Annotated in this window: 27 protein-coding genes; 9 read left to right on the forward strand and 18 right to left on the reverse strand. The window is 63.6% G+C overall.

Going from position 1 to position 26,866, the window contains the following annotated elements; all coding sequences use genetic code 11:
- The 3 genes from ACN0X9_RS06835 to ACN0X9_RS06845 all read right to left on the reverse strand — a co-directional run.
- Positions 1-1,154, reverse strand: a 1,154-nt coding sequence (locus ACN0X9_RS06835) for a pentapeptide repeat-containing protein (protein WP_417486867.1), incomplete at its 3' end; no start/stop codon positions are given.
- Positions 1,155-1,277: 123 nt separating this feature from the next.
- On the reverse strand, positions 1,278-1,766 hold the full coding sequence (locus ACN0X9_RS06840; protein ID WP_417486868.1) for a pentapeptide repeat-containing protein: 489 nt from the start codon (positions 1,764-1,766) through the stop codon (positions 1,278-1,280).
- A gap of 67 nt (positions 1,767-1,833) precedes the next feature.
- Positions 1,834-4,770 carry a hypothetical protein gene (locus ACN0X9_RS06845; RefSeq protein ID WP_417486869.1) on the reverse strand — a complete coding sequence of 979 codons (2,937 nt, stop codon included), beginning with the start codon at positions 4,768-4,770 and terminating at the stop codon, positions 1,834-1,836.
- A 155-nt stretch (positions 4,771-4,925) separates the two neighbouring features.
- Here ACN0X9_RS06845 and ACN0X9_RS06850 point away from each other — a divergent pair, with 155 nt between their 5' ends.
- Both ACN0X9_RS06850 and ACN0X9_RS06855 read left to right on the forward strand, forming a co-directional pair.
- The gene (locus ACN0X9_RS06850) at positions 4,926-5,342 is read left to right on the forward strand and encodes an NADH:ubiquinone oxidoreductase subunit NDUFA12 (RefSeq protein ID WP_417486870.1); all 417 of its coding nucleotides are present in this window, start codon (positions 4,926-4,928) and stop codon (positions 5,340-5,342) included.
- A gap of 42 nt (positions 5,343-5,384) precedes the next feature.
- Positions 5,385-5,849, forward strand: a complete 465-nt coding sequence (locus ACN0X9_RS06855; protein ID WP_417486871.1) for a DUF2155 domain-containing protein — start codon at positions 5,385-5,387, stop codon at positions 5,847-5,849.
- On the opposite strand, the gene aat is transcribed toward ACN0X9_RS06855, so the two are convergent.
- The 4 genes from aat to aroQ are packed head-to-tail and all read right to left on the reverse strand — an operon-like array spanning position 5,816 to position 8,816.
- Positions 5,816-6,466, reverse strand: a complete 651-nt coding sequence (gene aat / locus ACN0X9_RS06860) for a leucyl/phenylalanyl-tRNA--protein transferase (RefSeq protein WP_417486872.1) — start codon at positions 6,464-6,466, stop codon at positions 5,816-5,818. The genes ACN0X9_RS06855 and aat overlap by 34 nt on opposite strands.
- 30 nt (positions 6,467-6,496) lie before the next feature.
- The gene (accC, locus tag ACN0X9_RS06865) at positions 6,497-7,843 is read right to left on the reverse strand and encodes an acetyl-CoA carboxylase biotin carboxylase subunit (RefSeq protein ID WP_417486873.1); all 1,347 of its coding nucleotides are present in this window, start codon (positions 7,841-7,843) and stop codon (positions 6,497-6,499) included.
- Positions 7,844-7,868: 25 nt separating this feature from the next.
- The gene (gene accB / locus ACN0X9_RS06870) at positions 7,869-8,354 is read right to left on the reverse strand and encodes an acetyl-CoA carboxylase biotin carboxyl carrier protein (RefSeq protein ID WP_417486874.1); all 486 of its coding nucleotides are present in this window, start codon (positions 8,352-8,354) and stop codon (positions 7,869-7,871) included.
- Positions 8,355-8,375: 21 nt separating this feature from the next.
- The gene (gene aroQ, locus ACN0X9_RS06875) at positions 8,376-8,816 is read right to left on the reverse strand and encodes a type II 3-dehydroquinate dehydratase (RefSeq protein WP_417486875.1); all 441 of its coding nucleotides are present in this window, start codon (positions 8,814-8,816) and stop codon (positions 8,376-8,378) included.
- Positions 8,817-8,892: 76 nt separating this feature from the next.
- On the opposite strand from aroQ, the gene thiS reads away from it, so the two are divergent.
- Positions 8,893-9,093 carry a sulfur carrier protein ThiS gene (gene thiS, locus ACN0X9_RS06880; RefSeq protein ID WP_417486940.1) on the forward strand — a complete coding sequence of 67 codons (201 nt, stop codon included), beginning with the start codon at positions 8,893-8,895 and terminating at the stop codon, positions 9,091-9,093.
- Position 9,094: 1 nt separating this feature from the next.
- The gene (locus ACN0X9_RS06885) at positions 9,095-9,898 is read left to right on the forward strand and encodes a thiazole synthase (RefSeq protein WP_417486876.1); all 804 of its coding nucleotides are present in this window, start codon (positions 9,095-9,097) and stop codon (positions 9,896-9,898) included.
- Here the strand turns inward: ACN0X9_RS06885 and ACN0X9_RS06890 are convergent.
- From ACN0X9_RS06890 to ACN0X9_RS06900, 3 genes are all read right to left on the reverse strand, one after another.
- On the reverse strand, positions 9,895-10,641 hold the full coding sequence (locus ACN0X9_RS06890) for a thioredoxin domain-containing protein (protein WP_417486877.1): 747 nt from the start codon (positions 10,639-10,641) through the stop codon (positions 9,895-9,897). The two genes, ACN0X9_RS06885 and ACN0X9_RS06890, sit on opposite strands and share 4 nt — an antisense overlap.
- A gap of 162 nt (positions 10,642-10,803) precedes the next feature.
- Positions 10,804-11,115 (reverse strand): cupin domain-containing protein, encoded by a 312-nt coding sequence (locus ACN0X9_RS06895; RefSeq protein WP_417486878.1) that lies wholly within the window; start codon positions 11,113-11,115, stop codon positions 10,804-10,806.
- Positions 11,115-11,576, reverse strand: a complete 462-nt coding sequence (locus ACN0X9_RS06900; protein WP_417486879.1) for a RidA family protein — start codon at positions 11,574-11,576, stop codon at positions 11,115-11,117. The genes ACN0X9_RS06895 and ACN0X9_RS06900 overlap by 1 nt, the downstream gene beginning before the upstream one ends.
- A 104-nt stretch (positions 11,577-11,680) precedes the next feature.
- Between ACN0X9_RS06900 and ACN0X9_RS06905 the strand changes: the two genes are divergently transcribed.
- Positions 11,681-12,571 carry a serine aminopeptidase domain-containing protein gene (locus ACN0X9_RS06905; protein ID WP_417486880.1) on the forward strand — a complete coding sequence of 297 codons (891 nt, stop codon included), beginning with the start codon at positions 11,681-11,683 and terminating at the stop codon, positions 12,569-12,571.
- Here ACN0X9_RS06905 and ACN0X9_RS06910 read toward each other — a convergent pair.
- Together ACN0X9_RS06910 and ACN0X9_RS06915 are read right to left on the reverse strand one after the other, a co-directional pair.
- Positions 12,519-13,829 (reverse strand): DNA polymerase IV, encoded by a 1,311-nt coding sequence (locus tag ACN0X9_RS06910; RefSeq protein WP_417486881.1) that lies wholly within the window; start codon positions 13,827-13,829, stop codon positions 12,519-12,521. The two genes, ACN0X9_RS06905 and ACN0X9_RS06910, sit on opposite strands and share 53 nt — an antisense overlap.
- Positions 13,826-14,734 carry an ROK family protein gene (locus ACN0X9_RS06915; RefSeq protein ID WP_417486882.1) on the reverse strand — a complete coding sequence of 303 codons (909 nt, stop codon included), beginning with the start codon at positions 14,732-14,734 and terminating at the stop codon, positions 13,826-13,828. Before ACN0X9_RS06915 ends, ACN0X9_RS06910 begins: the two co-directional genes overlap by 4 nt.
- A gap of 181 nt (positions 14,735-14,915) precedes the next feature.
- On the opposite strand from ACN0X9_RS06915, the gene ACN0X9_RS06920 reads away from it, so the two are divergent.
- Both ACN0X9_RS06920 and ACN0X9_RS06925 read left to right on the forward strand, forming a co-directional pair.
- Positions 14,916-15,293 carry a response regulator gene (locus ACN0X9_RS06920; RefSeq protein ID WP_417486883.1) on the forward strand — a complete coding sequence of 126 codons (378 nt, stop codon included), beginning with the start codon at positions 14,916-14,918 and terminating at the stop codon, positions 15,291-15,293.
- Positions 15,294-15,305: 12 nt separating this feature from the next.
- Complete coding sequence (locus tag ACN0X9_RS06925; protein ID WP_417486884.1) at positions 15,306-16,670, forward strand: PleD family two-component system response regulator; 1,365 nt, start codon at positions 15,306-15,308, stop codon at positions 16,668-16,670.
- Positions 16,671-16,719: 49 nt separating this feature from the next.
- On the opposite strand, the gene rpmG is transcribed toward ACN0X9_RS06925, so the two are convergent.
- The 6 genes from rpmG to ACN0X9_RS06955 all read right to left on the reverse strand — a co-directional run bounded on the left by rpmG (position 16,720) and on the right by ACN0X9_RS06955 (position 25,262).
- The gene (rpmG, locus tag ACN0X9_RS06930; protein ID WP_011643217.1) at positions 16,720-16,887 is read right to left on the reverse strand and encodes a 50S ribosomal protein L33; all 168 of its coding nucleotides are present in this window, start codon (positions 16,885-16,887) and stop codon (positions 16,720-16,722) included.
- Between the two features lie 90 nt (positions 16,888-16,977).
- A complete protein-coding gene (locus tag ACN0X9_RS06935) occupies positions 16,978-18,156 on the reverse strand; it encodes an MFS transporter (RefSeq protein ID WP_417486885.1) in 1,179 nt (392 codons plus the stop codon).
- A 67-nt stretch (positions 18,157-18,223) separates the two neighbouring features.
- Positions 18,224-18,904 (reverse strand): NUDIX hydrolase, encoded by a 681-nt coding sequence (locus ACN0X9_RS06940; protein WP_417486886.1) that lies wholly within the window; start codon positions 18,902-18,904, stop codon positions 18,224-18,226.
- Entirely contained in the window at positions 18,901-21,165 is a 2,265-nt protein-coding gene (gene rnr / locus ACN0X9_RS06945; protein WP_417486887.1) for a ribonuclease R, read from the reverse strand. The genes ACN0X9_RS06940 and rnr overlap by 4 nt, the downstream gene beginning before the upstream one ends.
- 5 nt (positions 21,166-21,170) lie before the next feature.
- Positions 21,171-23,804: a type I DNA topoisomerase gene (gene topA, locus ACN0X9_RS06950; RefSeq protein WP_417486888.1), complete on the reverse strand. Its 2,634-nt coding sequence runs from the start codon at positions 23,802-23,804 to the stop codon at positions 21,171-21,173.
- 147 nt (positions 23,805-23,951) lie between these two features.
- Positions 23,952-25,262: a D-alanyl-D-alanine carboxypeptidase gene (locus ACN0X9_RS06955; RefSeq protein ID WP_417486889.1), complete on the reverse strand. Its 1,311-nt coding sequence runs from the start codon at positions 25,260-25,262 to the stop codon at positions 23,952-23,954.
- Between the two features lie 272 nt (positions 25,263-25,534).
- Here ACN0X9_RS06955 and phaP point away from each other — a divergent pair, with 272 nt between their 5' ends.
- Entirely contained in the window at positions 25,535-26,110 is a 576-nt protein-coding gene (phaP, locus tag ACN0X9_RS06960; protein ID WP_417486890.1) for a TIGR01841 family phasin, read from the forward strand.
- Between the two features lie 423 nt (positions 26,111-26,533).
- Positions 26,534-26,863 carry an ATP-dependent Clp protease adapter ClpS gene (gene clpS, locus ACN0X9_RS06965; protein WP_011643224.1) on the forward strand — a complete coding sequence of 110 codons (330 nt, stop codon included), beginning with the start codon at positions 26,534-26,536 and terminating at the stop codon, positions 26,861-26,863.
- The last annotated feature ends 3 nt before the right edge of the window (positions 26,864-26,866 follow it).

Here is a 26,866-nt window from a genome sequence, read left to right on the forward strand (position 1 = left end):
CTTTCGCGCTGACGCTCGATCCGGCGCAGCTCGCGTTCGGACCGTGCGATTTCCCGCATGGCCTCATTGGCCTGTATCGCGTCGCGGCGGGCGTCTTCAATGATCCGGCGACGTTCTTCGCTGACCGCTTCGCGCCGGCTTTCGCGCTGACGCTCGATCCGGCGCAGCTCGCGTTCGGACCGTGCGATTTCCCGCATGGCCTCATTGGCAGCGGACCGGATCGCATCGCGGTCGAGTTCGGTCGCATGCAGCTGAAGTGCGGCACCGATCTCCGACAGGATTTCGATACGGGCATTCTCCAGCGCCTGCAGCTCGACCATCCGCTCGACCCGTTCCGGGCCGGTCAAGCGAAGCGCATACTCCATCTGGATGTCACCGTGCGCGTGCTCCGGCTGGCTGTCGCAGCCGGGCAGGGCAATGATATCGCCCAGCTCGGTATCTGAATCGCCGCAGGCACCGGCCAGAGTGGATTTGTCCAGGCCGGCGGGGTCGCGAATCTCGGCACCCGAGAAATTGGCGCCGGCCAGGATCGCGCCGGTGAAATCGACATCGTGCAGGTCGGCATTGCGGAAATTGGCGCCAGTCAGGTCAGCGTCCTGGAAATTGACATCGCGGCCATTCACCTCGGCGAAATTGGCCCGGCGCAGCTCGGCGCTGCGGAAATTGGTATCGTTCAACTCGGCCCGCAGGAAGTTGACCTGACGCAAGCGGGCGTCGGCGAACAGCGTGTCATTCAGGGACGAGCCGATGAAGGTCACGAACACCATTTGCGAACCGGTGAAATCGGTCTCGGACAGGTCGGCGGACGAAAAATTGACCCGTTCGATGACCGAATTGGACAATGTCGCGCCGGACAGGTCGGCCCGCGAAAACGTGACCCCGGTCAGCCGCGCATTGACCATGATGGTGTTGTTGAAGTCGGTGTCATTGAACCGGCTCTCGATCATCGACACCGATGGCAGTTCCGAGCGGGCGAAATCGGTACCTTCGAAATTGGCACCGATGAAGACGGCATTGGCCATGTTCTTGTCGGAAAAGTCGCAGCCTTCGCATTCGCCGCCAATCGCCAGACCACGACGCGGATGGTCGTCACCCCCGGCGAGGGCGGGCGATGCCACCATGGCCAAGAGCGCGGCAGCAGAGGCGAATGTCATCAAACTGTTCCGCATGTCCCCACGGATAGGCCACAGACCCCGGCAAAGCGACTTAAATCACGGTAACCCGTCAGCATATCCTATGAGGTGCCAGTCGGGCTGACCAGCGCGCAAGGCGGCGGACTATTGGCAGTCAGGGAGACTCAACCCGGCAGGCAGGCTTGTCGTGCGATCGCCACATGCGGTGGAAAGCTGGGTCTGTGTGAGACCGCGCGCCCCGGCCAGCTCAGCCCCCGAGAGCGTCGCGCCGGTCAGGTTCGCGCCGGTCAGGTCGGCGCTGCCGAAGTGGGCGCCCACCAGATTGGCGCGGCTGAGATCGGCATTGCGAAAACTGGCGCCGGTGAAACGGCCACCAAAGAGGTTGGCGACTGACAGGTTGGCGTCGCTGAAATTGGCGCGGTTCATCGTGACCAGGGCCAGATTGGCCTGTCTCAACCGGGCGCCGGAAACGTCGATCCCGGGCAGGTCCAGATAGGCGAGCTCGGCTTGGAACAGGTTGCACCCGGGGCAGGACTGACCTGCCTGAACCCGCGCAATCTGGCCGGCGTCCTGGGCAAGGGCCAGTCCGGATGTGGCAAGCAGGGCGGTCAGAACAAGTACAAGCCGTACCATTGTGGAGCACTCCAAGCGTTGATGCACCTTGTGCTGCAAGGCCTGCGCCGCTGCGCCCAGGGGAGCCTCAGGCGCCGGTCCAGCTGCAGGCGTCGCAGGTCTGTTCACCGTTTTCATCCTGCACCACGGTGAAATGCCCGCATTCGGGACAGGGCGCACCGGAATAGACCGAGATGTCACGCGAGGCCGGTCGGCTGATGCCCTGGTCCTCAATCTCGTAATGGCCGGACGTGGCGTCACCGCCTGTTGCGGCTTTCTTGGGGGCGTTGGCGAACATCAGGATATTGTCTGGTACCTGACCGCGGGAGAAGCCGCGGGAAATGAATTTTGCGGCATCTTCCTGCGCCAGTTTTTCTTCCTCGACGCCGCGTCCCAGACCGCCGGGATCGGCCTTGTCCGGTGAGATTTCGGCGAGGTCATCGCGGCCCAGATAGGAGACGCCCAGTTCGCGGAACAGATAATCCAGGATCGAGGTCGCATGCTGGATCGAGTCATTGCCCTGCACGGCACCGGCGGGTTCGAAGCGAGTGTAGACGAAGGCGTCGACGAACTCCTCCAGCGGCACGCCGTATTGCAGGCCGATGGAAATGGCGATAGCGAAATTGTTCATCAATGACCGGAAGGCGGCGCCCTCCTTGTGCATATCGATGAAGATCTCACCCAGCTCACCATCATCGAATTCACCGGTGTGCAGGTAGACCTTGTGCCCGCCAACGGTCGCTTTCTGGATATAGCCCTTTCGGCGATCCGGCAATTTGCGGCGGCTGGCCGGCTTCTCGATCACACGCTCGACCGTGCGTTCGACGATCCGTTCGGCGGCGGGTGCTTCGGCGGCGTAGTCGCCCTTGTCGAAGTCTATGGAGGGTAGCATGTCGAACAGACCTGAAGCGGTCCGGCGGACCGACAAGTCGCGAAGGCCCAGCTCTCCTCCGAGATCAATCAGGGCTGCGACATCATCGATGGTGGCCTCACCGTCGAGGGCCAGCTCAACGGCGCAGCACCCTTCGATCTGGGCCTCTATGGCGGCCGCCATCATCATCCGGTCCTGTTGGGACGGGGGGGCAAACACCGCGCGGATGGCGGCCGGCAGATCCGGAGCCTGGGACAGGTCACCGGTGCCATGGGCGTGGGCATCGGCCGCCCGGATATCCTCTTCGGTGTAGCCAATGGCGCCGCAGAGGGCATTGCCGTGCCGCTCGATAACATCACTGGTCAGGCCAAGCGCATCCCGGCAGGTGCGGTCGCCCAGCGTCCAGCGATTGAGGGCATGGCGGACAGAGGCGCCTTCGGCGATCGAATCTTCCAACCGTTCAAGGGCGGCGGACGGAACGCCGCGTTCCATCAGGTCTTCGAGCGAAATCCCCGGCGCACCGCGCAAGGTGCCATGGCCGGCCGCGTGATCCTCGGCGCGTTCCACATCGGTCACGCTGCAACCGAGCGCGAGCAGGCCGGTCCGCGCGCAGTTCCGCAGTCGCTGACCGCCAGCCAGGCTGGCGTCCGAGGTGGTGGCAGACTGTACCGGTGCGGCACCGGCACTGTCGGCGTCCAGCAGGCCCGCGATGTCCGGGGCCGGAGCGCGGCAGGTGAGTGTCGGGCCGGGGCGGGCAAGGGCAGCCTTGGGCAAGAATGGTGAGGCGGCCTTGCCGACTCGTTCGGCGACCTGGGCAAAGCCGTCGGGCAGATCGTCAAGGACCGGCGGTTCGCCAAGTCCCGGAGCGGCAGCGCCGGTTTCCATGGCAATCTCGCGCAGGGTGCGGGTTGCCAGATGGGCGAGGGCGGCGGCTGTATGGCGGGCGCTTTCGCTGCCATAGGCCTGTCCGCTGGCCATCAACAAGGCGCCCAATCCGGTCAGGGCAATCGAGCCGGCGGAGCTGGCCCCCTTCGGCGCGCTCATGGTCAGGGCGATTGCCCAGTAGCGCAGGGTGTCGCACAGGATTTCGGCTTGGAACTCACCGGCCCCATCGAGGAAGGCCGGCAGGTTGATATGGATGGTCGGGCCGGACTCGGTCGGGCTGGCATTGAAGGCCAGCGACGGGGTTCCGAAGCTCCACACGGTGCGCGCGATGCCGGTCCGGAAATCGCGGGCCCTGACCGCACCGCCATCCTGTTCAAAGGTCCAGGCCTCATCATCGGCAACGGCCTTGCCAAAAGCCCGCGGGACGTGAAGCACAGCCGGCCGAGCTGGCACCGTGTCGGGGATCAGGGCGGACAGGGCGTCATCGTCGGTACCCTGGCGGGCCAGCGCCAGGGCGCGCTCGACGGCTTCTTCGGCGACGCCATCTTTCAGTGCCCGGCGCATGGCGCGGGCCAGTGCCGCATTGCGACGGGGATCGAAACAATCCTCGATGTCGCCGGAGCAGCGACGGACCGCTTCTCCGCTCGCTTCCAGACGGCCCCGGGTAACCCGGGCGCCCACGTCGAGAACCGATGCACGCAATGCCGTTTCGGCAACCCGTCGCAGCTGTTCGGGGGCCTGTTGCGAATTCACGCGAATTGTCAGCGGCACGGCTCGAGCGCTCGTGTCACTCGCCGTATCACCATAGGCCCAGTCAACTCCGCCATGGCGCATCAGGTCGGCGTCGGCGATCACCAGCCGACCCCTCAGGCTGGCGGCCAGCTCGTCCGCGAACAGGTCGGCGTCAGTGTCATCGGTGAAGGCGCCCTGGCGGGCGGCGGACCAGGCCAGCGAGCCGGCCAGGCGCCGCGTGACGGTGGGCAGGCCCGATTCGGGCGCGCGATCCTCACCGACAGCCGTGGACGGGGTCAGGGAGCCGACCGTCCGGGCGCCCTTGCGGATGTCGGTCATGGTCGGGCGGGGTGTGTCGAGAAGCTCGGCCAGTGCCTGAACTGCCGTCAGGCTCCAGTCTGCAGGGGTTGTCAGCTCGCGATCTGTGCCGGACAAGGCGCTGTCATCGGGGTCGAGAGCGGCCAGACGCCGGGTCTCCAATGAGCCACCAAGCGCGGTTTCGGCGATGAAATCGGCGATGCGACCAAAGACCTGCATGCGACATTCCTCCCTTGGCCCGAATCGCCTGTGGTGGCGCCCATTGTATCGCGTCGGAGGTTTGTCCTGAAACCCGCCGCGTTCAACACTGGACCCGCCCGCCGCGTAAGGGCATATAAGCCAAGCCTGCCTCGACCGACTCGGAGCCGCTGACAATGTTCGGACTGATCTCAAAAGTGTTTGTGTGGTGGAAAGACGCCACGCCGGGAACCTTCCTGACGCTGCGCATGCGCGGCGCCAAGCAGGTCGGCTCGGATGAGTATGGCAATCGCTATTTCGAGGAATCCGGCGTCACCGGTCCGGATGGCCAGGGCCAGAAGCGCCGCTGGGTCATCTACAAGGGGTATGCGGATGCCTCGCGCGTGCCGTCCGACTGGCATGGCTGGCTGCACCACACCTTTGACGAACTGCCGACTGATGCGCCGCTGAAGCGCCAGACCTGGGAAAAAGATCACCATCCCAATCTTACCGGCACGGTGCATGCCTATCGCCCGACCGGTTCGCTGGCTGTAGGTGACAGTCGCCAGTCGACAACGGGTGACTATCAGGCCTGGTCTCCGGACGAGGCATAATTCGCCTTTACCGCGTCACAATCCCGCGACAGGGTATGCATCATGAAAACCTGTGTTCTCGCTTCGATTGTCTCGCTTGTGCTGGCTGCGCCCGTCTGGGCCCAGGACGGCGCACAGTCTGAACCTGACGCTGCCGAATTGCTGCGGCGTGATGATCCGGACAACACCGTCACACGCGGTCCATTGTCCTCACAGCCAGGCAGTGTCGTGGTCCTGCGCGGCCTCGACAAGGTGACCGCCCGGACCCGCGATTTCGAGGTCGCTATCGGCGACACGGTCCAGTTCGGGGCGCTGTCGATTACAGCTCAATACTGCCGCAAGCGGCCGCCGGAAGAGACGCCGGAGACCTATGCCTTCCTGCAGATCAATGACCGTCGAACCGATGGCTTCGGTGTTGATGTTGAAGGCGAGCAGGTGTTCTCGGGCTGGATGTTCGCGTCGCGCCCGGCACAAAACCCGCTGGAACACCCGGTCTACGACGTCTGGGTGGTCGACTGCAGGGCTTGAGTGCCGGGTATCTCGTCCGGCAGTGCGTTGAAATCAGCTTCAAAAATCAGGGCATCAGCGAGGCGTTCGCGATAGTCGCTGCGTTCGATCGTGATTGCCCCGAACCGTTCCAGGTGTCCGGTCGTGAATTGCGTGTCCAGCAAGGTGTAGCCACCGGCCTTCAGGCGCGCGATCAAGTGGACGAGGGCGACCTTCGATGCGTCCCGGCGGACCGAGAACATGCTCTCGCCGAAAAAGGCGGCACCCAACGACACACCGTACAGCCCGCCGACCAGCTGTCCGTCTGACCAGCACTCCACCGAATGGGCGAAACCGGCCAGGTGCAGCTCGGAGTAGAGCCGGATGATGGAGTCGTTGATCCAGGTTTCTTCGCGATTTTCGGACGGCTCGGCGCACCGGGCGACGACGCCCGCGAAGTCATGGTCAATGGTCACCTGGAAAACGTCCTGCCGGACGGTTTTTCGGAGGCTCCGGGACACATGGAATCCGTCGAGCGGGATGATGCCGCGTTCGTCGGGGTCAAGCAGGTAGATGCGCGGATTGTCGCGGCCTTCCGCCATGGGGAAGACGCCGCGGGCGTAGCAGTTCAGCAATTCCTCGGCACCGAAGCCGCGCATGATCACTCCCGGACCTGTCGGCAGGGCAGATCAGCTCTCCCGGCTTGCCAACCAGTCTTCCAGCCAGCGGATGTGGTAATTGCCACTCACGAAATCCGGTTCCTCGAGCAGGTCGAGGAAGATCGGGATCGTGGTTTCGACACCGCCGACAACCATTTCTTCCAGCGACCGGCGCAGACGCAGAAGCGCTTCTTCGCGAGTGCGACCGTGCACGATCAGCTTGCCGATCAGACTGTCATAGTAAGGCGGGATGGAATAGCCGGCATAAAGGGCGGAATCGAGGCGTACGCCCAAGCCGCCCGGTGCGTGGAAATCGGTGACCAGACCCGGCGACGGCGCAAAGGTGCGCGCATTCTCGGCATTGATCCGGCATTCGATGGCCCAGCCTTCGAAGGTCACATCGGACTGTTTGATGTCGAGCTTCTGGCCGTCGGCGACGCGGATCTGTTCGCGCACCAGGTCGATGCCGGTGATCATCTCGGTGACCGGATGTTCCACCTGCAGGCGGGTATTCATTTCGATGAAGTAGAACTCGCCATTTTCCCACAGGAATTCGATCGTGCCGACGCCGCGATAGCCGATCGCCTCGATCGCCCTGCGGACAACATCACCGATCTTCTTGCGATCATCATCGTTGAGGGCCGGTGAGGGGGCTTCCTCGAGGATCTTCTGGTGGCGCCGCTGCAGCGAGCAGTCACGCTCGCCCAAATGGACCACATTGCCATGCGTATCGGCGAGGATCTGGATCTCGATATGGCGCGGGCGGCCGAGATATTTCTCGATATAGACCGTGCCGTCGCCAAAGGCTGCGAGGGCCTCGGTCGAGGCCGTGTCCATGGCCTCTTTCAGGTTATCGGCTGTCTCGGCCACTTTCATGCCGCGGCCACCGCCACCGGATGCCGCCTTGATCAGGACCGGATAGCCGATCTTCTCGGCGATCGGCACGGCGTCTTCATAGCTGTCGACGCCGCCTTCCGAGCCGGGGACGACCGGGATGCCGGCATCCATCACGGCCTGTTTGGCGGTGATCTTGTCGCCCATCATGCGGATATGGGCGGCCGTCGGCCCGATGAAGGCGAGGCCGTGTGCTTCGACGATCTCGGCGAAGCGGGCGTTCTCAGACAGGAAGCCATAACCCGGGTGAATCGCCTGGGCGCCGGTCACTTCGGCGGCCGTGATGATGGCTGGAATGTTGAGATAGGACTTGTTGGCCGGCGGCGGTCCGATGCACACGCTCTCGTCGGCGAGGCGGACATGCATGGCGTTGGCATCGGCCTCGGAGTGCACGGCCACGGTCCGGATGCCCATCTCGCGGCAGGCGCGATGGACGCGAAGGGCAATTTCGCCGCGATTGGCGATCAGGATCTTGTCGAACATGTCGTCGCTCGCCTTGCTGGTCGCGTCAGGACAGGACGAAGAGGGGTTCGCCGTATTCAACCGGCTGCCCGTCCTCGACAAGAATGGCGCTGACCGTGCCGGCTTTCTCGGCCGTGATCGGGTTGAAGGTCTTCATCGCCTCGACCAGCAGGATGGTATCACCCTTCTTCACCTGGTCGCCGACTGTCACAAAGTTGCCGGCATCCGGATTGGGACGCAGATAGGCCGTGCCCACCATTGGGGACTTGATCGCGTTCGGGTCATCGGCGGATGCCGCCGGAGCTGCTGCTGCAACAGGAGCCGCTGCGGGTGCCGCCGGTGCCGCCGGCGCTGCGGCGGGTGCCGCGACGCTGTGGACGACCGGTGCAGCTGTGATCTGACGGGCGATCTTGAGGCGCAGATCGCCCCGCTCGACTTCGATTTCCGACAGGTCGGTTTCCCGGAGGATGTCGGCGAGCTCGCGGACGAGTTTCGCGCTGATCGGGGAGCGGGGGCGGGAATCAGAACTCATGATGTAAGGCCTTTGGTTCCGTCAGTTGCCAAGAGAGGTGATGGCAGCGTTGATGCCCAGAAGATAGCTTTGCAGACCCAAACCGGTGATCGATCCGCGTGCCGCCAGGGCGATGTAGGAGTGGTGCCGAAATGCTTCGCGTGCTGCCGTCTGACTCAAATGTACTTCGATGACCGGAGGTTCTATCGCGCGAACCGCGTCGTGCAAAGCGACGGATGTATGCGTAAATGCAGCCGGGTTGAAAACAACTGCACAGGCGTTGACGTTTGCGTCATGCAGCCAGTCAATCAGTTCGCCTTCATGATTGGTCTGGCGAAAGACGATCTCATACCCCAAGTCCCGGGCATGCTTGGCGCAGGCCTGTTCGATTTCTTTCAGGCTCAACGTGCCGTAGACATCCGGCTCGCGCGTGCCGAGCAGGTTGAGGTTGGGGCCGTTGAGAATGTGAATCGGTTGGGTCATGGCCTTGCTTTTCAGCGGTTACGGGATTTACCACGGGTCTAACGAGGGACTCAGAGAAAGGCCAGCGAAGACCATGCTGCAGCTGACAGTCAATGGTGAAGGCCGCAAGGTCGAGCCCGATACCAGTGTGAGTGGCCTCGTCACCATACTCGGCCTGGATGGCCGCAAGATCGCCGTCGAGCGCAATCTGGCCATCGTGCCGCGCTCGCAATATGAGCAGACCGTGCTCGCCGATGGCGACCGGATCGAGATTGTCGCGTTTGTCGGAGGTGGATGAGATGGAAGATGCAGTCACGCTGGACACAGCCTTCGAGGACAAGCCGCTGGTCGTCGCCGGTCGCACCTTCACCTCGCGCCTGATCATCGGCACCGGCAAGTACAAGACCTATGCCCAGAATGCGCAGGCGCTTGAGGCTTCGGGCGCGGAGATGATTACCGTCGCTATCCGCCGGGTGAACCTGTCCAATCCGGACGAGCCGCGCCTGGTCGATTTCATCTCGCCCGAGGACTACACCTTCCTGCCCAACACGGCCGGATGTTTCACCGGCGAGGATGCCGTGCGCACGCTGCGCCTGGCCCGCGAGGCCGGCGGCTGGAACCTGGTCAAGCTGGAAGTCCTGTCCGACCCCAAACACCTCTATCCCGACATGGCCGAGACGCTGCGCGCCGCGGAGCTTCTGATCAAGGACGGGTTCGACGTGATGGTCTATTGCTCGGACGATCCGGTCTACGCCAAGAAGCTGGAAGAGATCGGCTGTTGCGCGATCATGCCGCTGGGCGCGCCGATCGGCTCGGGCCTGGGGATCCAGAACCCGGTCAATATCCGCCTCATTATCGAGCAGACCAAGGTGCCGGTCATCGTCGATGCCGGTGTCGGCACGGCGTCAGACGCCACGGTGGCGATGGAGCTGGGCTGTGACGGTGTGTTGATGAATACCGCCATCGCCGAGGCGAAAGACCCGATCCGCATGGCGCGGGCGATGCGCCATGCGGTCATTGCCGGTCGAGAAAGCTATCTCGCCGGGCGCATGCCCAAGAAACGCTATGCCGACCCGTCCAGCCCTCTGTCGGGGCTGATCTAGCCGCGCAGGGCTGCGGACAGTGCCTCGTTCAGGGCCATCTCGTTGGCGCCGGGCACGACCACACCATCGACAATGAAGAAGGGCGTACCGGTCACATTCAGGGCCCGTCCCAGCGAGCGGACCTGGTTGATGTGGGCGAGGATTTCCGGATCTTCCATGTCGGTCCGCATCTGCGCAACATCGACACCGGAGACGGCGGCGAGCTGGTCGATGCGCGTGCCCGGCAGCGGTCCTGACGAGCGGATGAGGGCCAAGTGAAAGGCCGAATAGACCTCTTCACCCTGGCGCAGGGCGGCGAGCGCGGCGCGCGAGGCTTCCACCGATTCTTCGCCGAGGATCGGGTATTCCTTGAACAGGATCTGGACCCGGTCGCCATATTCCTCGCGAACGCTTTCCACCCAGGAGGCGGCGACACGGCAATAGGAGCACTTGTAGTCCATGAATTCGACGATCACGACCTCGGCATCGTCCGGGCCGAGACGGGGGTCGCGCGGGTCATTATAGATCGCGGCCGCATTGGCCGAGACGGCGTCATAAACCGATTGCATTTCGCGGGCCCGGGCCCGGCGCTGCAGCTCGATCAGCGCTTCCTCGATGATTTCCGGATTCTCCAGGATGTACTCGCGGACCAGTTCGCGGACTTCGTCGCGCTCCGGTTCGGTCAGCTGAGCCGAAGCGGCCGGCTGCTGGCAGCCCATCAAGAACAGTACGGCGGCGAACGCCCCGGCAAATCGCATCAACATCGAAAACCCCTTGCATCGGTATCTCGCGATATCTAGCGGACCTGGTGGCGCGCGGCGAGCGTTTCGTGTGTAAAATCATTGTGTGACGCGACGAGCAGTTGGCGCATCTGGTGCAGTCACCGCTGGGCGCTCGCGGGGCCCTCCAGCGTCGGGTGACCGGTATTACTCGCTGTTGATGTCCTCAATCACGAGGATGCGTGCTTCGCCCACGGGATGGGCGACATGTTCCTCGCCATCGCCGATGGTCAACGCGTCGCCGGCCTCGAGCTGCATGGATTTTTCTTCGCCGTTCTCGCGATACCTCATCTCGACCCGGCCATCGAGCACCACGAAGACCTCGTCGCCGGTATTGCGGTGCCAGCGATAGGGGCTGTCGGTCCAGTGCAGGCTGACGCCGGTGGAGCCGAACAGGGCGAGGCGCTCGGCGCCCCAAGCCCGATTCGCGGTGAAGTCGCGGGCGCGGAGACGTTTCATCAGGCGATCTCGATCACGGCATCGACTTCAACAGCGGCGCCGAGAGGAAGGGCGGGACAGGAGACGGCCGATCGGGCGTGACGACCGGCATCGCCGAAGACTTCGACCATCAGGTCGGAGCAGCCATTGATCACTTGCGGGATCTCGGTGAAGCCCGGTACCGCTGCAACAAAGCCGCCCAGCTTCACCACGCGTTTGACGCGGTTCAGATCGCCGCCGCAGGCCTGTTTGAACTGGGCAATGAGATTGATCGCACACAGCCGGGCCGCTGCCTGGCCGTCTACCACGTCCATGCCCTGTCCGAGGGTGCCCTTGACCAGGCCATCGGCGCCGATCGACACCTGACCGGAAACGAAGACCTGGCTGCCGCTCTGGACGAAGGGCACATAGTTCGCGACCGGGGCGACCGGTTCCGGGAGGGTGATTCCAAGCTCGGCGAGGCGGGCGTCGATGTCAGACATGGCTGGCTCCAAAAGTCAGATTGCGGCGGGAGATTAGCGGCGTATCGCGCTCATGCAATCTGCTCGCTTGACTTGACGCGCGCGTCATCGGGCAGGGTGTTTGCATGATGACGATGATCCACGAGACAGAAATCCGATTCGACGCCCGCGACGGTTATTCCCTGAACGGCCGGATCATCACCCCGGAGGCGCCGCGTGCCGCCGTGCTGATATCGTCCGGGACCGGTTTTCCGATGGGGCTTTATCGCCGTATGGCCCTGGCTGGTGCCGAACTCGGTCTCGCCAGCCTTATCTATGACTATCGCGGCATTGGCGGATCGGCACCGCAGCAGTTGCGCGGCTTCAAGGCCGATATTGTCGACTGGGGGCGCCTCGACTTTTCCGCTGCGCTCGACCGCGCGGCGCAGCTGGCGCCGGGAAAACCACTCTACACGATTGGCCATTCGGTTGGCGGGCATCTTCTGGGCTTTGCGGATAATGCCCATCTGGCCAGCGCCCACGCTTTCATCACTGTCGGGACCGGGTATTGGGGTGCCCACGAGCTGTCTTATCGACCCTCGGCCCTGTTTTTCTGGCTGGTCTACGGGCCGGCCTGTCTGGCGCTGAGCGGGCATATACCGTCTGGCGGACTGTGGGGCGGCACGGCGCTGCCTCGCGATGTCTTCGTACAATGGCGTCAATGGGCGTCAAAGCCGGACTATTTCGGTGCCTGGCTTGATCAGCTGAAGCCGCACGCCTTCGATGACATCGCGGCGCCGATCCGCTCCTGGAGCTTCAGTGACGACCGGCTGTGCGCCCGGCGGTCGGCCGAGGACCTGCTCAGGCTCTACCCCAAGGCGCCGACCGAGCATTTGCGGCCGGATCCGTGCGACATAGGCGCCACTCGCGTGGCGCATCACGGGGCGTTCAAGAAGGAGGCAGCCGCATTCTGGCCGATGATCTTCAACTGGTTTGATCAGGTTTCGGCTTCGAGCCCGGTTTCGATTTCGAACTGAGGCCCCGCCCTTTCACCACCGCGTCGCTGCCAAACTTCTCCCGCGCCCTGTCCATGGCCCGTTCGGCGGTGGCGCGACGGATAGCCTGCGGGTCAAGCAAATCACCGGCATCGCCAACGGCGTCGCGCAGCCCCGAAAAACCGATACCGATCAGCCGGAAGCGTGTCCCGTCCAGTTCCGGCGCCAGCAATTGCTGGCCGACCCGGAACAAGGTGTCGGCCAGCTGGCTGGGTTCGTTGAGGGTGCGGCGGCGGGTTCGCGACCGGAAGTCGGACGTCTTCAACTTCAAGGTCACAACCTGCCCGGAAATCGCCTTGGCCTTCATCTGGTCTGCGACTTTCACGGACAGGTGCCAGAGGTGTTTTTCCAGAACCTCGCGGTCACTCAGGTCGGCGTTGAAGGTGGTCTCCGAGGACACGCTCTTGCGCTCGCGTTCCGGCGAGACCTGGCGTCGGTCCTCGCCGCGTGACAGGCGCGAGAGATGGTAACCCATATCGCCATAGCGACCGGCCATGCGCTTGTCGCCCTGGCGGCGGATGTCGGAGAGGGTGCGGATGCCGTCCCGTTCCAGCTTGGCGGCAAAGGCCGGACCGACGCCATAGATCGAACGCACCGGTCGCGGCGCCAGAAAGTCCAGCGCCTCGGCCTCGCCGATCACCGCAAACCCGTTGGGCTTGTCGAGATCGGAAGCGGTCTTGGCGAGGAATTTGTTGAAGGACAGCCCCACCGAGACGGTGATGCCGACCTCGACCTCGATCCGGCGCTGAAGCCGCAGCAGGGAGAGGGCGGGTGAGGCGCCGTGCAACCGGGCGGTGCCGGTGAGGTCGAGGAAAGCCTCGTCGATGGACAGGGGTTCCACCAGCGGTGTGATGTCCTTCATCATGTCGCGGATGCGGTATCCCTCGCGGGTGTATTTGCCGTGCTCCGGGCGGATCACCACCGCATCCGGACAGGCCTGCAAGGCCTTGAACATTGGCATCGCCGAGTGGACGCCATAAAGCCGGGCGACATAGCAGCAGGTCGACACCACGCCGCGTTGCTGGCCGCCAATGATGACCGGCTTGTCCTCGAGCGCCGGGTTGTCGCGTTTTTCGACGGCGGCGAAAAAGGCATCGCAATCGACATGAGCAATCGACAGCGTGTCCAGCTCGGCGTGGCGCAGCAGCTTGTGGCTGCCGCAGGTCGGGCAGGCGTCCGACCCGACCGGCAATGGCGCCAGACAGGCGCGGCAATAGCCGGGTTCGCCGGGATCGCTCACAACGGCACCCCGTCCTCATCCCAAAGCCAGGCAGCGCCGCGCACACCGGAGGCGTCGCCGTGATGGTGTCGGACGATGCGGGTGCGGCAGATGTCCGAGAACAGCCAGTCGGGAAGGGCGCTGGTTATCCGCTCGATCAACCCGTCGGCATTGGAGACACCTCCGCCGAGCACGATGACGTCCGGGTCGAGTATGTTGATGACGGCAGCGAGGCCGCGCGTCAGCCTATCCGCGTGCCGTTCGACGCTGTCCAGGGCCAGTGCGTTTCCGGTCGCGGCCTCCTCGAATATCTCGGCGGCGGTCATTTCCCGGTGGTGCTGGCGGGCATGGTCGGCTGCCAGGCCCGGCCCGGACAGCCATGTCTCCAGGCAGCCGGTCTTTCCGCACCAGCAGGCCGGCGGGTCCAGTTCGTCGTGTCGCGGCCAGGGCAGCGGCGTGTGGCCCCATTCGCCGGCGATTCCCTGGGCCCCGTCTATCAGGTGTCCGTTCACGACAACACCGCCGCCGACCCCGGTCCCGATGATGACGCCGAAGACTACAGACGCGCCGCGACCGGCTCCGTCACAGGCTTCTGACAGGGCGAAGCAGTTGGCATCGTTCGCTGTTCTGACCGGTCGCTCAAGCTTGGCCGACAGATCTTCCCGAAAGGGGCGTCCATTGAGCCAGGTCGAGTTGGCATTGCGCATGAGGCCGGTTTCCGGGCTTCTCGATCCCGGGTGTGCCAGACCGACCCTCGCGGTGCCGTGCTGCGCCTCCAGGGCCAGCACCAGACGCTCGATTTCGTTGATCGAACCGTCATAACTCCTCGGAGTCGGAACGCGGATACGACCCAGCTCGGTGCCCCCGGTTGCGAACAAGCGCGCTTCGATCTTGGTGCCGCCGAGGTCGATGCCGATCCGGTTCATCCTGTCATTCCCTTGATTTCGGACTATATTCGGGATGGCCCGCTTTTGTTCTTATCTTGTTCTGGATCGCTCGAAAAGTGGCCGGTGACTCATGGTTGGTTAAGGAAAGTCGGGTTAACTGCAGGTGGGGTTCAACAAGCACGATAAAATACGTGCAAACAACGGGAAGCGCGTCACCGACATGCTGCAGGTCATGCCGAAAAAGGTCCTGATTGTCGAAGATAACGAGCTGAACATGAAGCTGTTCAATGATCTGCTGGAGGCTCATGGCTATGAGACCCTGCAGACCAAGGACGGGTTCAAGGCGCTCGAAATGGCGCGTGAGCACACGCCCGATCTGATTCTCATGGATATACAGCTTCCGGAAGTGTCCGGTCTTGAGGTCACCAAATGGCTCAAGGACGATGATACCCTGGCAGCGATTCCGGTGGTCGCCGTGACGGCGTTCGCCATGAAGGGGGATGAGGAACGTATTCGTGAGGGCGGATGCGAAGCCTATCTTTCCAAGCCGATCACGGTTGCCACCTTCATCCAGACGGTTCGTCAGTTTCTCGACTAGGGGTGGTCGTCGATGAGTGCGCGAATTCTTGTCGTTGACGACCAAGCCGCCAACGTCAGGCTGCTTGAAGCCCGTCTCCAGGCTGAATATTTCGATGTTTGCACGGCGACCAACGGCGCCGATGCGCTCGTTGTGGCGAAGGCCGAGCAGCCCGACCTCATCCTGCTGGACGTCATGATGCCGGGCATGGACGGGTATGAAACCTGTTCCCGGATCAAGGATGATCCGGCCACCCGGCACATCCCTGTCGTGATGGTGACCGCGCTCGATCAGCGCGAGGACCGTATCCGCGGGCTGGAAGCCGGCGCCGATGATTTCCTGACCAAGCCGATCGATGATGTGGCCATGTTCGCCCGCGTCCGCAGCCTGTTGCGCCTCAAGGAGGTGCTCGACGAATTGCGCTTTCGCGAGTCCAATTCTGCAATGTCGGGCATCGCCGGTGATGTCCATGATGATGTCGATGTACCGGCCCGCGTGGTTGTCGTCAGCGCCGACCCGCGTGCGACCCGCCGCTTTGCTGCGGCGATGCCGTCGAAGGCTGAAATCGTCGAAGTCCATGATCCCGCCGAGGCAGTCGTCTCGGCTCGCAATAACGCGGACTTGCTGGTCGTCGACCTGACCTCGCCGGACTATGACGGGTTGCGTCTGTGCGCGCGGATCCGGTCCGACGCTGCGACGCGCCAGCTGCCGATCCTGGCTGTCGTCAGGCCGGCGGATGTCCAGCAGGCCGTGCGGGCGCTCGACCTCGGCGTGAATGACATTATCCAGCGGCCGGTCGACGCCGGCGAGCTGGCGGCGCGCTCTCGCACCCAGCTGCGCCGCAAACGCTATGCCGACCAGTTGCGGTCGCATCTCGATGAAGGCATGGAGATGGCGGTCACCGACGCGCTGACCGGCCTGCACAATCGTCGCTACATCTCGTCGCGTCTGCGTCAGGCGATGGACAGCGCCAGCAATGGCGGTGCGCCCGTTTCCCTGTTGCTTGCTGATATCGACCACTTCAAGCACATCAACGACACCTACGGGCATGATGCCGGTGACCGTGTCCTGCGCGATTTCTCATCGCGTTTGCTGACCGGCTTGCGGGCGCTAGATCTGGCGGCACGGTATGGCGGCGAAGAATTCGTCGTTGTCATGCCAGGGGCGGGGCTGGCCGAGGCGCGCATCGCGGCCGAACGCCTGCGCAGCAGTATTGATGGCGCGAGTTTTGATCTGCCGGATGGCACAGGCGTGCCGGTCACGGTCAGTATCGGCATCGCCCAAGCCCATCGCGGCGAGGCGCTGGACGCCCTGCTGCGGCGTGCTGACGAGGCGCTCTATGCGGCCAAGAATGCCGGCCGGAATCAAGTTCAGGCCGCGGACAACGCCGCGGCCTGACAAAACTTGATGGTCGAGCGGGGAAAACCGTTCGAACGGAAAATCCGTCCTACTTGATTTTCGCTTCCTTGAAATCGACGTGCTTGCGGGCAACCGGGTCGTACTTCTTGAGCACGAGCTTCTCGGTCATGGTGCGCGCATTTTTCTTCGTCACGTAGAAATAACCCGTACCAGCCGTGGAGTTCAGGCGGATCTTGATGGTTGTCGGCTTCGCCATGGCTCTAAATGTCCTGGTGCATAGTGTGTGCGCGCGATCGACCCCGTGCCGATGCGAGAGCGCGCGAACATACGCACGGCAGCGCCGGTGTCAACTGTCGCCGGCTGTTTGTGATGCACGCCGCCACACCAGTGCTGCATAGACCGCCGCGATGAGCGACATGACGATCATCAGACCGTGTGGTCCCACCATATCCATGGCTGTCCCAGATGTCGGCGGTCCGAAAAGCGAGCCGGCGCCGTAGGCGAATATGAAGGCCGCGTTGGCGGCGGCGACCCCGCCACCGGAGAAGCGCTCTCCGAGCAGGGCCAGGCCGACCGTGTAAAGCCCCGAGGCGACGCCGGCCTGGATGAAGAAGAGCAGCATCATTCCGGGCAGGTAGTCGCCCACAGCCCAGATCGCGAGCGGTGTGACCGCGGCCGTGGTGGCGATCCATTTCAGAGCCTCGCGGCGATCGGTCCGGTCAGCGATCCAGCCCAGCGGAATCTGGAAGGCGAGGGCGCCGGCCGCGGCGGCCATCGCCACCAGGGAGATGCCATGCTCATCGAGCAGGAGGCGGTCGCCATAAACCGGTGCCAGGGAGAAAAGGACGGTTTCCAGGGCGCCAAAAGCCAGGGCCGCCCCTATCGCCGCCGGCGCAGCCTTTGCGGCGCCCAGAATGGCGCGCGGCGCGGCTTCCTCCTTGTCCGGGGCCTGGGCGGCGGGGCCTTGCAGCAAAATAATGGGCAGCGCGCCGATCAGGAAAATCAATCCGCCGACATAGAAGCCGGCATTGTTGACCGCGCCCAGCTGTCCGAACAGGAAGGCGCCGATCCCGAAGCCGCCGGACAGGACCGTCCCGTAAATGCCAAGGATTGTGGCGCGGCGCAGCGGCGTGGCGATCTGGTTGATCCAGGTCTCCGACACCACAAAGATCACTGTCATGAAGCTACCCATGACAAAGCGAAGGATGAACCAGGCGGGAACATTGTCGAAGACGGGGAAGAGGGCGTGCAGCGTGCCGGCCAGAATGAGGCTGATCACGATCAGAACGCGTCCCGGCATCAGGGACAGCAGGCGTGGCACGATCGGGGCCATGACAAGCGTCGAGGCTGCCGCCGCGGCCCCGTTGAGACCGACAATCATACCCGATGAGGTCATGCCCTCCAGGCGCAGCGAGATCAGCGGCATGGAAAGCCCGAACACGATGCCACACACGGCGGCGCAGCAGATTGCGGCGATTAGCGAGCGGTTATTGGCGAAGCGTGGATCGGTGAGCGGGTTGGTCATGGCTCAGCTATAGCGCTGGCCGGTCCGGACGTCTTGTTCAGGCGGCAGGCGGGCCGCCTCGCGGTGGTCAGAGTGCTTCCACAACCATCTTGCCGCGCACGGCCCGCATGCAGCGCGGAGGCTCGGGAGCCGGCGGCTGGACGCGCTTGAGTTCATCCAGCACGAAATGGGTCACGAAGGGCAAGTCCAGCTGGCGGGCATCGGCCAGTGTGACCCATTGGACATCTTCCAGCTCGTCGCTCGGCTCAGGCGCCCGGTCGTCGAGCAGGGCCGAGGCGTCGGCGGTAAAGAACCAGGTATCGAAACGGCGGGTGCGGCCAGGCGGGGTGATGGCACGGGTGATCAGTTTGAGGGGGGCGAGATCCGGTGCGGCGCCGGCGTCGCGGAAGGGCCGCCAATTGGCGTGGCGGCTGGCCACGGGTGTTTGGCGGGCAATCAGAAGGCCGGTCTCTTCGGCGGTTTCACGGACTGCGGCTGCGGCTGCGGCTCGGGCGCGAGTGGCGGCCATGGTCCGTGACATCACATCCAGCACCCGCGCATCCAGATCCCGGGCCAGAGGGGCCGAGCTGTCGGCCCGGTCGACCCGGCCGCCGGGAAAGACGTATTTGTTGGGCATGAAGACATGCCTGGCCGAGCGCCGCCCCATCAGCACGTCAATCCGGTCGCCTTCGCGCCGGGTGAGGATCAGGGAGGCGGCGAGGCGCGGGCGCATCGGCCTGACATCCTTGCGGTGATGCTCGTCACTCACCGGCGTCGCCCCTTCTTCCACGGCTTGCCGGAGCGGCGACCGTTCGGCGGACCGCCGGATTTGGGACGCCGGCGACCGCTCGGTCGCTCGCCTTTTTCCGCCTCGGTCAGCATGTCCAGCAGCAATCCACCGGTGACCGGCTGGGCTTCGTCAATGCGCACCATGACCGGCATGCCGTGCCGGTAGCGCGACCCGGTCTGCAAGCCGACCAGCGCGTGAATTTTCTCGTCGTGTTCGAAACGCTCCTCGCCCAGCCGCGAGATCGGTACCAGACCGTCAGCGCCGGTCTCGTCAAGCTTCACGAAGCAGCCGAAACGGGTCACCCCGGTGATGCGGCCGGAAAATTCGGCGCCGATCTTGTCGGCCAGATAGGCGGCGATGAACCGGTCGACCGCATCGCGCTCGGCGGCCATGGCCCGTCGTTCGGCATGGGTGATTTCTTCCGCGATCACGGTCAGGCGACTGCGTTCTTCATCGCTCTGGCCGTCATCGCCCAGTCCCAGTGCCCGGATCAGGGCCCGGTGGACGGTCAGGTCGGCATAGCGACGGATGGGCGAGGTGAAATGGCCATAGCGCTGCAGGTTCAAGCCGAAATGCCCCCGGTTCTCGGTGTCATAAACCGCCTGTGACTGGCTGCGCAGAACCACCACATTGATGGTCTCGTAATGCTCGGAGCTTTTGGCCTGCTTGAGCAGCTGGTTGAAGCGACCGGTCTCGATCTTGTTGCCTTTCGCCCATTTCATGCCGACGGTTGGCAGGAAGTCGGACAGGGCGTCGATCTTCTCGCGCGAAGGCGGCTCGTGGACCCGATAGATCAACGGCGTGCGCTTTTGCTCAAGCGTTTCCGCGGCGCAGACATTGGCCTGAATCATGAACTCCTCGACCAGCTTGTGCGCGTCGAAGCGTTGACGGGTCTCCACGCCGATCACCTGGCCGTCCTCGCCGACGCGGACCCGGCGCTCTGGCGCGTCGATCTCCAGCGGCTCGCGGCGACCGCGTGCCTCGCGGGCGGCGAAATAGGCACCCCACAGGGGTTTGAGCACGTCGTCGAGCAGAGCATTGGCGGGACCGCCATCGCGGCCGTCAATAGCGTCCTGAGCTTGTGTATAGGACAGCTTGGCAGCCGAGCGCATCCAGCCACGTATGAAAGTGTGCGAGCGCTTGTTGCCGGACTTGTCGAGCACCATCCGCACCGCCAGGCAAGGACGGTCTTCCTTCTCGCGCAACGAGCACAGGTCATTGGACAGGCGTTCGGGCAGCATCGGCACGACCCGGTCGGGCAGGTAGACCGAATTGCCGCGCTTGAAGGCGCCGCGATCGAGCGCGCTGCCCGGCGTCACATAGGCCGCGACATCGGCAATGGCGACGATGACCTGCCAGCCGCCGGGGTTCTTGGGATCATCGTCAGGCGCGGCCCAAACGGCGTCGTCATGGTCCTTGGCGTCGTCAGGGTCGATGGTGATCAGCGGCAGGGCGCGCAGGTCCTCGCGATTGCCCTGTTTCGCTGTCGCGGCCTCGTCGGCTTCGCGCTGTTCGGCTTCGGAAAAGCCTTGGGGAACCCCATGCGAATAAAGCGCGATCAGGCTGCCGGCGCCGGGTGCGCTGGCATCGCCGACGACTTCCACAATCCGGGCCGTTTTCAGTCCATGGCGGCGATCCTTGGTGATCTCACACAGGACCAGATCACCATCGCGGGCCTTCTCGGCCTCGCCTTTCGCCGGGACCAGCTCATGACGTGACCGTCGGTCGACCGGCAGGAGGCGGAAGGGTCCCGATTGCGGCTTGCGCAACATGCACAGGAGCTTGTGCGCGCTCTGGCCGAGTTTCTTGATCAGCCGGGCCTCATAGCTGCCATCGTCTTGTCGGGCGAGGCGGACCAGCGCCTTGTCGCCGATTCCGATGGCGGGCGTACCCTTGCCGCCAGCCCCTTCACCGGGCGCCAGGCGGATCACGGGTGCCTGGCGGTCCGGACGGACCGGCTCGGCCAGAAGCTCGCCGTCATTGTCGCGACCAATCAGCTGGACGACGCAAACCGCTGGCAGGGCGCCGGGCAGGGAATAGGTCTTGCTGTTCGACCGGGTCAGTGTGCCGTCTTCGGTCAGTGCGGCGAGAGCGTCGTTGAGCGCCCGCTTGGCATCGCTGCCCTTCAGGGACATCGCCCGCGCCAGCTCGCGCTTTCCGAACTCGCCACCACCCTCGCGGACGGCATCAATGACCGCCTCGCGGGTCAGGCCGGCATCAAACTCAGTCTTGCCGGCCATCGGGTCTATTCCGCCTTGTCTTTGGCGGCGGCCGTCTTCTTGGCTGCGGGCTTCTTGGCTGCGGGCTTTTTGGCCGCTGGTTTCTTCGCGGCGGGTTTCTTGGCCGCGGCCTTCTTCTTGGCAGGGGCCTTTTTCTTGGCCGGGGCTTTCTTCTTGCCGCCCTTTGCTGCCTTCGCCTCGACCCATTCCATGGCCTGTTCCAGGGTCACGCTTTCCGGATCGGTATCCTTGGGCAGGGTGGCGTTGATCTTCTCGTATTTCACATAGGGACCATAGCGTCCGGACATGATGCGGACCGGCTTGCCATCATGCTCGCCCAGCTCCTTGAGCGCCGAGGCCGTGGCACCCCGGCGTCCGCCATTGGCCCGCTTGTCGGCGATCACCGAGACCGCGCGATTGAGGCCGATCTCGAAGACTTCCTCGACAGACGGGATGTTGGCGTAGGTCTTGTCGTGGTGAACATAGGGACCGTAGCGGCCGATATTGGCCGTGATTGGCTGGCCGTCATCGGGATGCTCGCCAACAGTCCGCGGCAGGTCGATCAGCTTGATCGCCTGTTCCTCGGTCAGGGTCGCCGCATCCCAGCCCTTAGGGATGGAGGAGCGTTTCGGCTTCTCTTCGCCATCGAGCTGCATCTGGAGATACCAGCCAAAGCGGCCATTCTTCAGCTCGACATCCTTGCCGGTTTCCGGATGCTGGACGATCACTCGATCACCCTGGGCATCATCCTCGCCGGGCGGGCTCATCTGGCGCGTGAAGGAGCAGTCCGGATGGTTCGAGCAGCCCAGGAAGGCGCCGAACTTGCCAAGGCGAAGGCTCAGCGTGCCTTCCTTGCACGAAGGACAGAGGCGGGGATCGGTGCCGTCGTCCTTTTCGGGGAAGATATGCGGCGCCAGGGCCTCGTTGAGGGCATCGAGCACATTGGTGATGCGCAGCTCGCCAATCTCGTCGATGGCAGCCCGGAAATCAGTCCAGAAATCGCGCAGCAACTGTTTCCAGTCGAGCTCACCGGCCGAGACCTTGTCGAGCTGGGTTTCGAGCGAGGCGGTGAAATCATACTCGACATAGCGGGCGAAGAAGTTTTCCAGGAAGGCGATGACCACCCGGCCCTTGTCGAAGGGGTGGAAGCGGTTCTTCTCCATCTGTACGTATTCGCGGTCGCGCAGCACCTGCAGCGTCGAGGCGTAGGTCGAGGGACGGCCGATGCCCAGCTCTTCCATGCGCTTGACGAGGGAAGCTTCGGTAAAGCGCGGTGGCGGCTGGGTGAAGTGCTGGTCGGCATGGGTCTTGGAGACTGTTGCCACAGCGCCCTGTGTCAGCTTGGGCAGCCGGTTCTCGCCTTCATCCTCTTCATCGTCGCGGCCTTCCTGGTAAAGGGCCAGGAAACCGTCAAAGAGCTGGACCGTGCCAACTGCGCGCAGCGCCGTCTGGCCATCCGCGCTGGCGATATCCACCGTCGTGCGCTCGAAGCGGGCGCTTTCCATCTGACTGGCAACAGCCCGGCGCCAGATCAGCTGGTAAAGGCGCGCCATGTCGGCATCCAGCGACAGTTTTTCAGGCAGGCGCGAGAAGCTGGTCGGGCGGATCGCTTCGTGCGCTTCCTGTGCGTTCTTGGCCTTGGAGGCATAGTGGCGGGGTGCGGACGGGACGTAGAGCGAGCCGTGCTCCTTGCCAATTACGTCGCGGGCCTGGCTGACGGCTTCGGGCACCATGGTGACGCCGTCGGTCCGCATATAGGTGATCAGGCCGGTGGTCTCGCCGCCGAGCGTGACACCCTCATAGAGTTTCTGCGCCGTCTGCATGGTGCGGGTGGCCGAGAAGCCCAGCTTGCGCGCGGCTTCCTGTTGCAGCGTCGAGGTGGTGAAGGGCGGCGGCGGATTGCGCTTGGCCGGCTTGGCCTCGACCCCGGTGATCGACAGGGTGGCGCTATTGACCGCTTCGACCGCCGCATTGGCGCTGGCGCGGTCCTTGATGGTCAGCTTTTGCAGCTTTTTGCCACCGAGCGTGACCAGCTTGGCCCGGAAGGAATCCGAGTTGGCGGTCAGGTCGGCATCAACGGTCCAGTATTCCTCGGAGCGGAATTTCTCGATTTCCAGTTCGCGATCACAGATCAGTCGAAGGGCGACCGATTGCACACGGCCGGCCGAGCGCGACCCGGGCAATTTGCGCCACAGCACCGGCGACAGGGTGAAACCGACCAGATAGTCGAGCGCCCGGCGCGCCAGGTAGGCGTTGACCAGCTCCATGTCGACGGCACGCGGATGCGCCATGGCTTCCAGGATGGCCGGCTTGGTGATGGCGTTGAAGGCCACACGCTGGACCGTCACGTCTTTCAGCACGCGGCGCTTTTGCAGCGCTTCCAGCAAGTGCCAGGAGATCGCTTCACCTTCGCGATCCGGGTCAGTCGCGAGGATCAGGCGGTCCGACTCGCGCACTGCGTCGGCAATCGCCTTCACGCGCTTGGCGGAAGCGGTATCGATCTCCCAGGCCATCTCGAAGTCTTCATCCGGTTTGACGGATCCATCCTTGGCGGGCAGGTCGCGGACATGGCCGAAACTCGCCAGAACCGTGTAGTCCGCACCGAGATACTTGTTGATGGTTTTGGCCTTGGCCGGGGATTCTACGACGACAACATTCATCGGTGCTTGGTTCCAGACATGTGGCAGGGACCGCCCAGCGGCGGCCAAGGCGCGCGAAAGTGTTCGAGCGGAAAGGTTGTGTCAACCGACCGGAGGATTCCAGTCCGACGCGCACATGTCAGGGAATTTCAGGCAATGTGACCGGGATCAGCGACCGGGAGCGACCGCGAAGCAGGGGTGATCGCGGGCCGCCAGATCGCGGCAGGCCAGGCGGGCGCTGTCCTCGGTCAGGTCTTCAAACCGGGCCCGCCACAGACGGTCACCGCTGATGGTGACGGCCCGGGCCGCCGGCTGGGCCGAGCCGAGAGCGCCGGAATAGATCGCCACTTCGGCGAGACGGTCGTGAGCCGCGTCTGCTGTATTGTAGGCGCCGACCTGGATTGCCCAGGCACCATGGATCAGGCTGGGCTCTGTTGCCGGCGACGAATGGGAGCGGTCAGCGCTGGCGGATGTGCGGGGCGCGGCATCGGCGCTCATTTCGTCTTCATCGGCCAGGACAATCTGAAGGGCGGGCGGTTGGCCCGCCGATCCCATCTCGACCGGCTCGTTGAGGTGCAACGCCGCGACATCGCGAGCGATCAGGTCCTGCTGCCGCACCGGGTTGATGCGCGGCGAGGAGAGGGCGGCGAACAGGCGGGTGTCCTGACGCTGTTCAAGGGTCGCGAAGGCGGCCTCGATCAATTCCTCGGCGTGGGCATCCCGTGCCGCGGCGCTCGGGCCGCCCATGATGACGGTGATCAATCGGTGATCATCGCGCTCGGCCGAAACAACAACATTGAACCCCGAGGCCCGAATATACCCAGTCTTCAGGCCGTCGACACCGCGCACCCGTCCCACCAGCGAATTGTGGTTACGATAGGTGCGGCCGTTATAGCGGAAGGTCTCTTCGTTGAAGTAGTCGAAATACTGGGGGAAATCGCGGTGCAGGGCGATCGCCAGGCGGGCCATGTCGCGAGCCGTGGTCGTCTGGCGGCTGTTGGGCAGGCCCGACGCATTGCGGAAAGTCGTATTGGTCAGGCCGATTTCGGCCGCGCGGGCGGTCATCAACTCGCCGAACCGGCTTTCGCCGCCACCGAGGCGTTCACCGACGGCCACCGCTACATCGTTTGCGCTCTTGACCACCAGCGCGCGAATGGCGTTTTCGGCGGTAATCGTCGAACCCGCGGCCAGTCCGAGCCTTGAGGGGCTGGCATTGGCTGCATTTGCCGAGACACGGATCGGGTCGTTGAGACCGATCTCGCCGGTCTCGAGCGCCTCGAAGAGCATGTAGAGCGTCATCATCTTGGTCAGTGAGGCCGGGAATCGTTCGGCCTCCGAGCGGCGCGAATGCAGGACCACACCAGAATTTTCTTCTACGACGAACGCGGCGTAGCGGGAATTGTTCGCGGACACAGGCGATGAGAGGCCGGCGAGGGCGAGGCTGCAGGACAGGATGACGAGGCGGGCTGACATGATCATGGAGCCAACCTGCCAATCGCGTATTGCCAGCGCGTTAAGGCCTGGGCGGCGTCATCAGATATGTTTTGTGCGGTGCACAATTTTTGGCTTGACCCGGGGGCCCGCGACTCGTATTTATATTGCGACTGCGAAGAGCGTTCGCAGCACGGATAGCAACCAGACTGTGACCCGATATGAGTGACGTCGTCAAAACTTCCACCGCCAAGCAGGCGGACGCTGCAAAAGCGACCGCCCCGTCCGCACCGAAACGCGCGCCGGGTAAAGCGAAGACGGTGAAAGCGACTGCCAAGGCGAGCCCGGCCAAACCGAAAGCGGCGTCCAAGCCGAAATCGGTGGTGGCCCGGAAGACCGCGCCGTCCAACCCTGCCCCCAAGGCTGCCAAGCCGGCTCAAAACGCCACATCGGCCGCCCGCATCACAAAGAGCTTTGCCATGAACGATACCATTGAGAGCATGACCGCCGCGAGCAATGACGCGCTCAAGGAAGGTTTCGAGAAAACGCTGAAATCGGTCACCGAGGCCAGCAACTTCCAGAAAGAGACCGTTGACGCCCTGATCGCTTCGGCGACGGTCGCCGGCAAGGGTTTCGAGACCGTCAATGCCAACGCCGTCACCTATGCCAAGTCGGCCATGGAAGACGGTGTTGCCGCGACCAAGAAATTCGCCTCGGCGAAGTCGGTCCAGGAAGTCTTCGAGATCCAGTCCGCGTTCACCAAGTCGGCGATGGACAATTACCTTGCCGAGATCAACAAGACCTCGGATCTCTTTTCTGACCTGCTCAAGAACTCCGTCAAGCCGCTGAACGATCGTGTTGCGGCCGCCATGGAACTCGCACAGGTCCAGCGCTGATTGTCGCGCTTCGACTGATTTTGAATTTTCCTCCCCGACTGGGCCCGGTGATCTGTCACCGGGCCCTTTTTTTGTCGGCGTCGCCCTGTTGCGGGCTGTGTTGCCTTGTCGGCGTGGCCTTGTCGGCCGTCTTGGGATGGCGGATGAAATACATCCGGCGTCCGGTGCGTTTCGGCGCCGGTTTTCCGGCTGCAGAGCGAAACGCTGGCGTCCTCCCCGACCGGGCCCGTTGTGGTCCGGCGGCTCCCGGCAAAAAGCAGGGAGCGTCTTTTTAGGCCTTCCACGGTGAAACGGGAAGCACGAAATTGCCTGGCGTGTTATTCTTGTTCCCGGACGGTGCTGCGGACCGTCCCTTTCCAAGTCCGGCGCAGATTCCTATCTGTGCTGATGAGTAGCGAAGTAATATTCGAGCACGTTTAAAATATGACCGAACGAAAACATGACGATACCGGCGTAGAAGAGGGCACAGGCCTCGCGACCAAGACCCGGCCAGCCACGAAGAAACCTTCGCTTTACCGTGTTTTGCTACTCAATGATGACTACACGCCCATGGAGTTCGTGGTCGAAGTTTTGGCCCGGATTTTCCGCAAGTCGCCCGAAGATGCAGCGCGAATCATGCTGCATGTTCATCAGAACGGTGTCGGGATGTGTGGCGTGTACACATATGAGGTTGCCGAAACAAAGGTAGCCCAGGTCATGGACGCCGCACGGCGGGCTCAACACCCGCTCCAGTGCACAATGGAAAAGGAATAGAGT

It is taken from the genome of Maricaulis sp. (assembly GCF_048268525.1).
Lineage (GTDB): Bacteria > Pseudomonadota > Alphaproteobacteria > Caulobacterales > Maricaulaceae > Maricaulis.

What these genes read in the sequence shown, in the direction of transcription:
- topA (WP_417486888.1), bottom strand. Translation starts at nt 23,804, where the DNA reads ATGAATGTTGTCGTCGTAGAATCCCCGGCCAAGGCCAAAACCATCAAC.
- ACN0X9_RS06855 (WP_417486871.1), top strand. Translation starts at nt 5,385, where the DNA reads ATGAAAACCTGTGTTCTCGCTTCGATTGTCTCGCTTGTGCTGGCTGCG.
- ACN0X9_RS06840 (WP_417486868.1), bottom strand. Translation starts at nt 1,766, where the DNA reads ATGGTACGGCTTGTACTTGTTCTGACCGCCCTGCTTGCCACATCCGGA.
- ACN0X9_RS06915 (WP_417486882.1), bottom strand. Translation starts at nt 14,734, where the DNA reads ATGAACCGGATCGGCATCGACCTCGGCGGCACCAAGATCGAAGCGCGC.
- ACN0X9_RS06905 (WP_417486880.1), top strand. Translation starts at nt 11,681, where the DNA reads ATGATGACGATGATCCACGAGACAGAAATCCGATTCGACGCCCGCGAC.
- ACN0X9_RS06885 (WP_417486876.1), top strand. Translation starts at nt 9,095, where the DNA reads ATGGAAGATGCAGTCACGCTGGACACAGCCTTCGAGGACAAGCCGCTG.
- ACN0X9_RS06845 (WP_417486869.1), bottom strand. Translation starts at nt 4,770, where the DNA reads ATGCAGGTCTTTGGTCGCATCGCCGATTTCATCGCCGAAACCGCGCTT.
- ACN0X9_RS06900 (WP_417486879.1), bottom strand. Translation starts at nt 11,576, where the DNA reads ATGTCTGACATCGACGCCCGCCTCGCCGAGCTTGGAATCACCCTCCCG.
- accC (WP_417486873.1), bottom strand. Translation starts at nt 7,843, where the DNA reads ATGTTCGACAAGATCCTGATCGCCAATCGCGGCGAAATTGCCCTTCGC.
- aat (WP_417486872.1), bottom strand. Translation starts at nt 6,466, where the DNA reads ATGCGCGGCTTCGGTGCCGAGGAATTGCTGAACTGCTACGCCCGCGGC.
- ACN0X9_RS06925 (WP_417486884.1), top strand. Translation starts at nt 15,306, where the DNA reads ATGAGTGCGCGAATTCTTGTCGTTGACGACCAAGCCGCCAACGTCAGG.
- ACN0X9_RS06890 (WP_417486877.1), bottom strand. Translation starts at nt 10,641, where the DNA reads ATGTTGATGCGATTTGCCGGGGCGTTCGCCGCCGTACTGTTCTTGATG.
- ACN0X9_RS06895 (WP_417486878.1), bottom strand. Translation starts at nt 11,115, where the DNA reads ATGAAACGTCTCCGCGCCCGCGACTTCACCGCGAATCGGGCTTGGGGC.
- ACN0X9_RS06850 (WP_417486870.1), top strand. Translation starts at nt 4,926, where the DNA reads ATGTTCGGACTGATCTCAAAAGTGTTTGTGTGGTGGAAAGACGCCACG.
- ACN0X9_RS06920 (WP_417486883.1), top strand. Translation starts at nt 14,916, where the DNA reads ATGCTGCAGGTCATGCCGAAAAAGGTCCTGATTGTCGAAGATAACGAG.
- clpS (WP_011643224.1), top strand. Translation starts at nt 26,534, where the DNA reads ATGACCGAACGAAAACATGACGATACCGGCGTAGAAGAGGGCACAGGC.
- aroQ (WP_417486875.1), bottom strand. Translation starts at nt 8,816, where the DNA reads ATGACCCAACCGATTCACATTCTCAACGGCCCCAACCTCAACCTGCTC.
- rnr (WP_417486887.1), bottom strand. Translation starts at nt 21,165, where the DNA reads ATGGCCGGCAAGACTGAGTTTGATGCCGGCCTGACCCGCGAGGCGGTC.
- ACN0X9_RS06955 (WP_417486889.1), bottom strand. Translation starts at nt 25,262, where the DNA reads ATGATCATGTCAGCCCGCCTCGTCATCCTGTCCTGCAGCCTCGCCCTC.
- accB (WP_417486874.1), bottom strand. Translation starts at nt 8,354, where the DNA reads ATGAGTTCTGATTCCCGCCCCCGCTCCCCGATCAGCGCGAAACTCGTC.
- rpmG (WP_011643217.1), bottom strand. Translation starts at nt 16,887, where the DNA reads ATGGCGAAGCCGACAACCATCAAGATCCGCCTGAACTCCACGGCTGGT.
- ACN0X9_RS06935 (WP_417486885.1), bottom strand. Translation starts at nt 18,156, where the DNA reads ATGACCAACCCGCTCACCGATCCACGCTTCGCCAATAACCGCTCGCTA.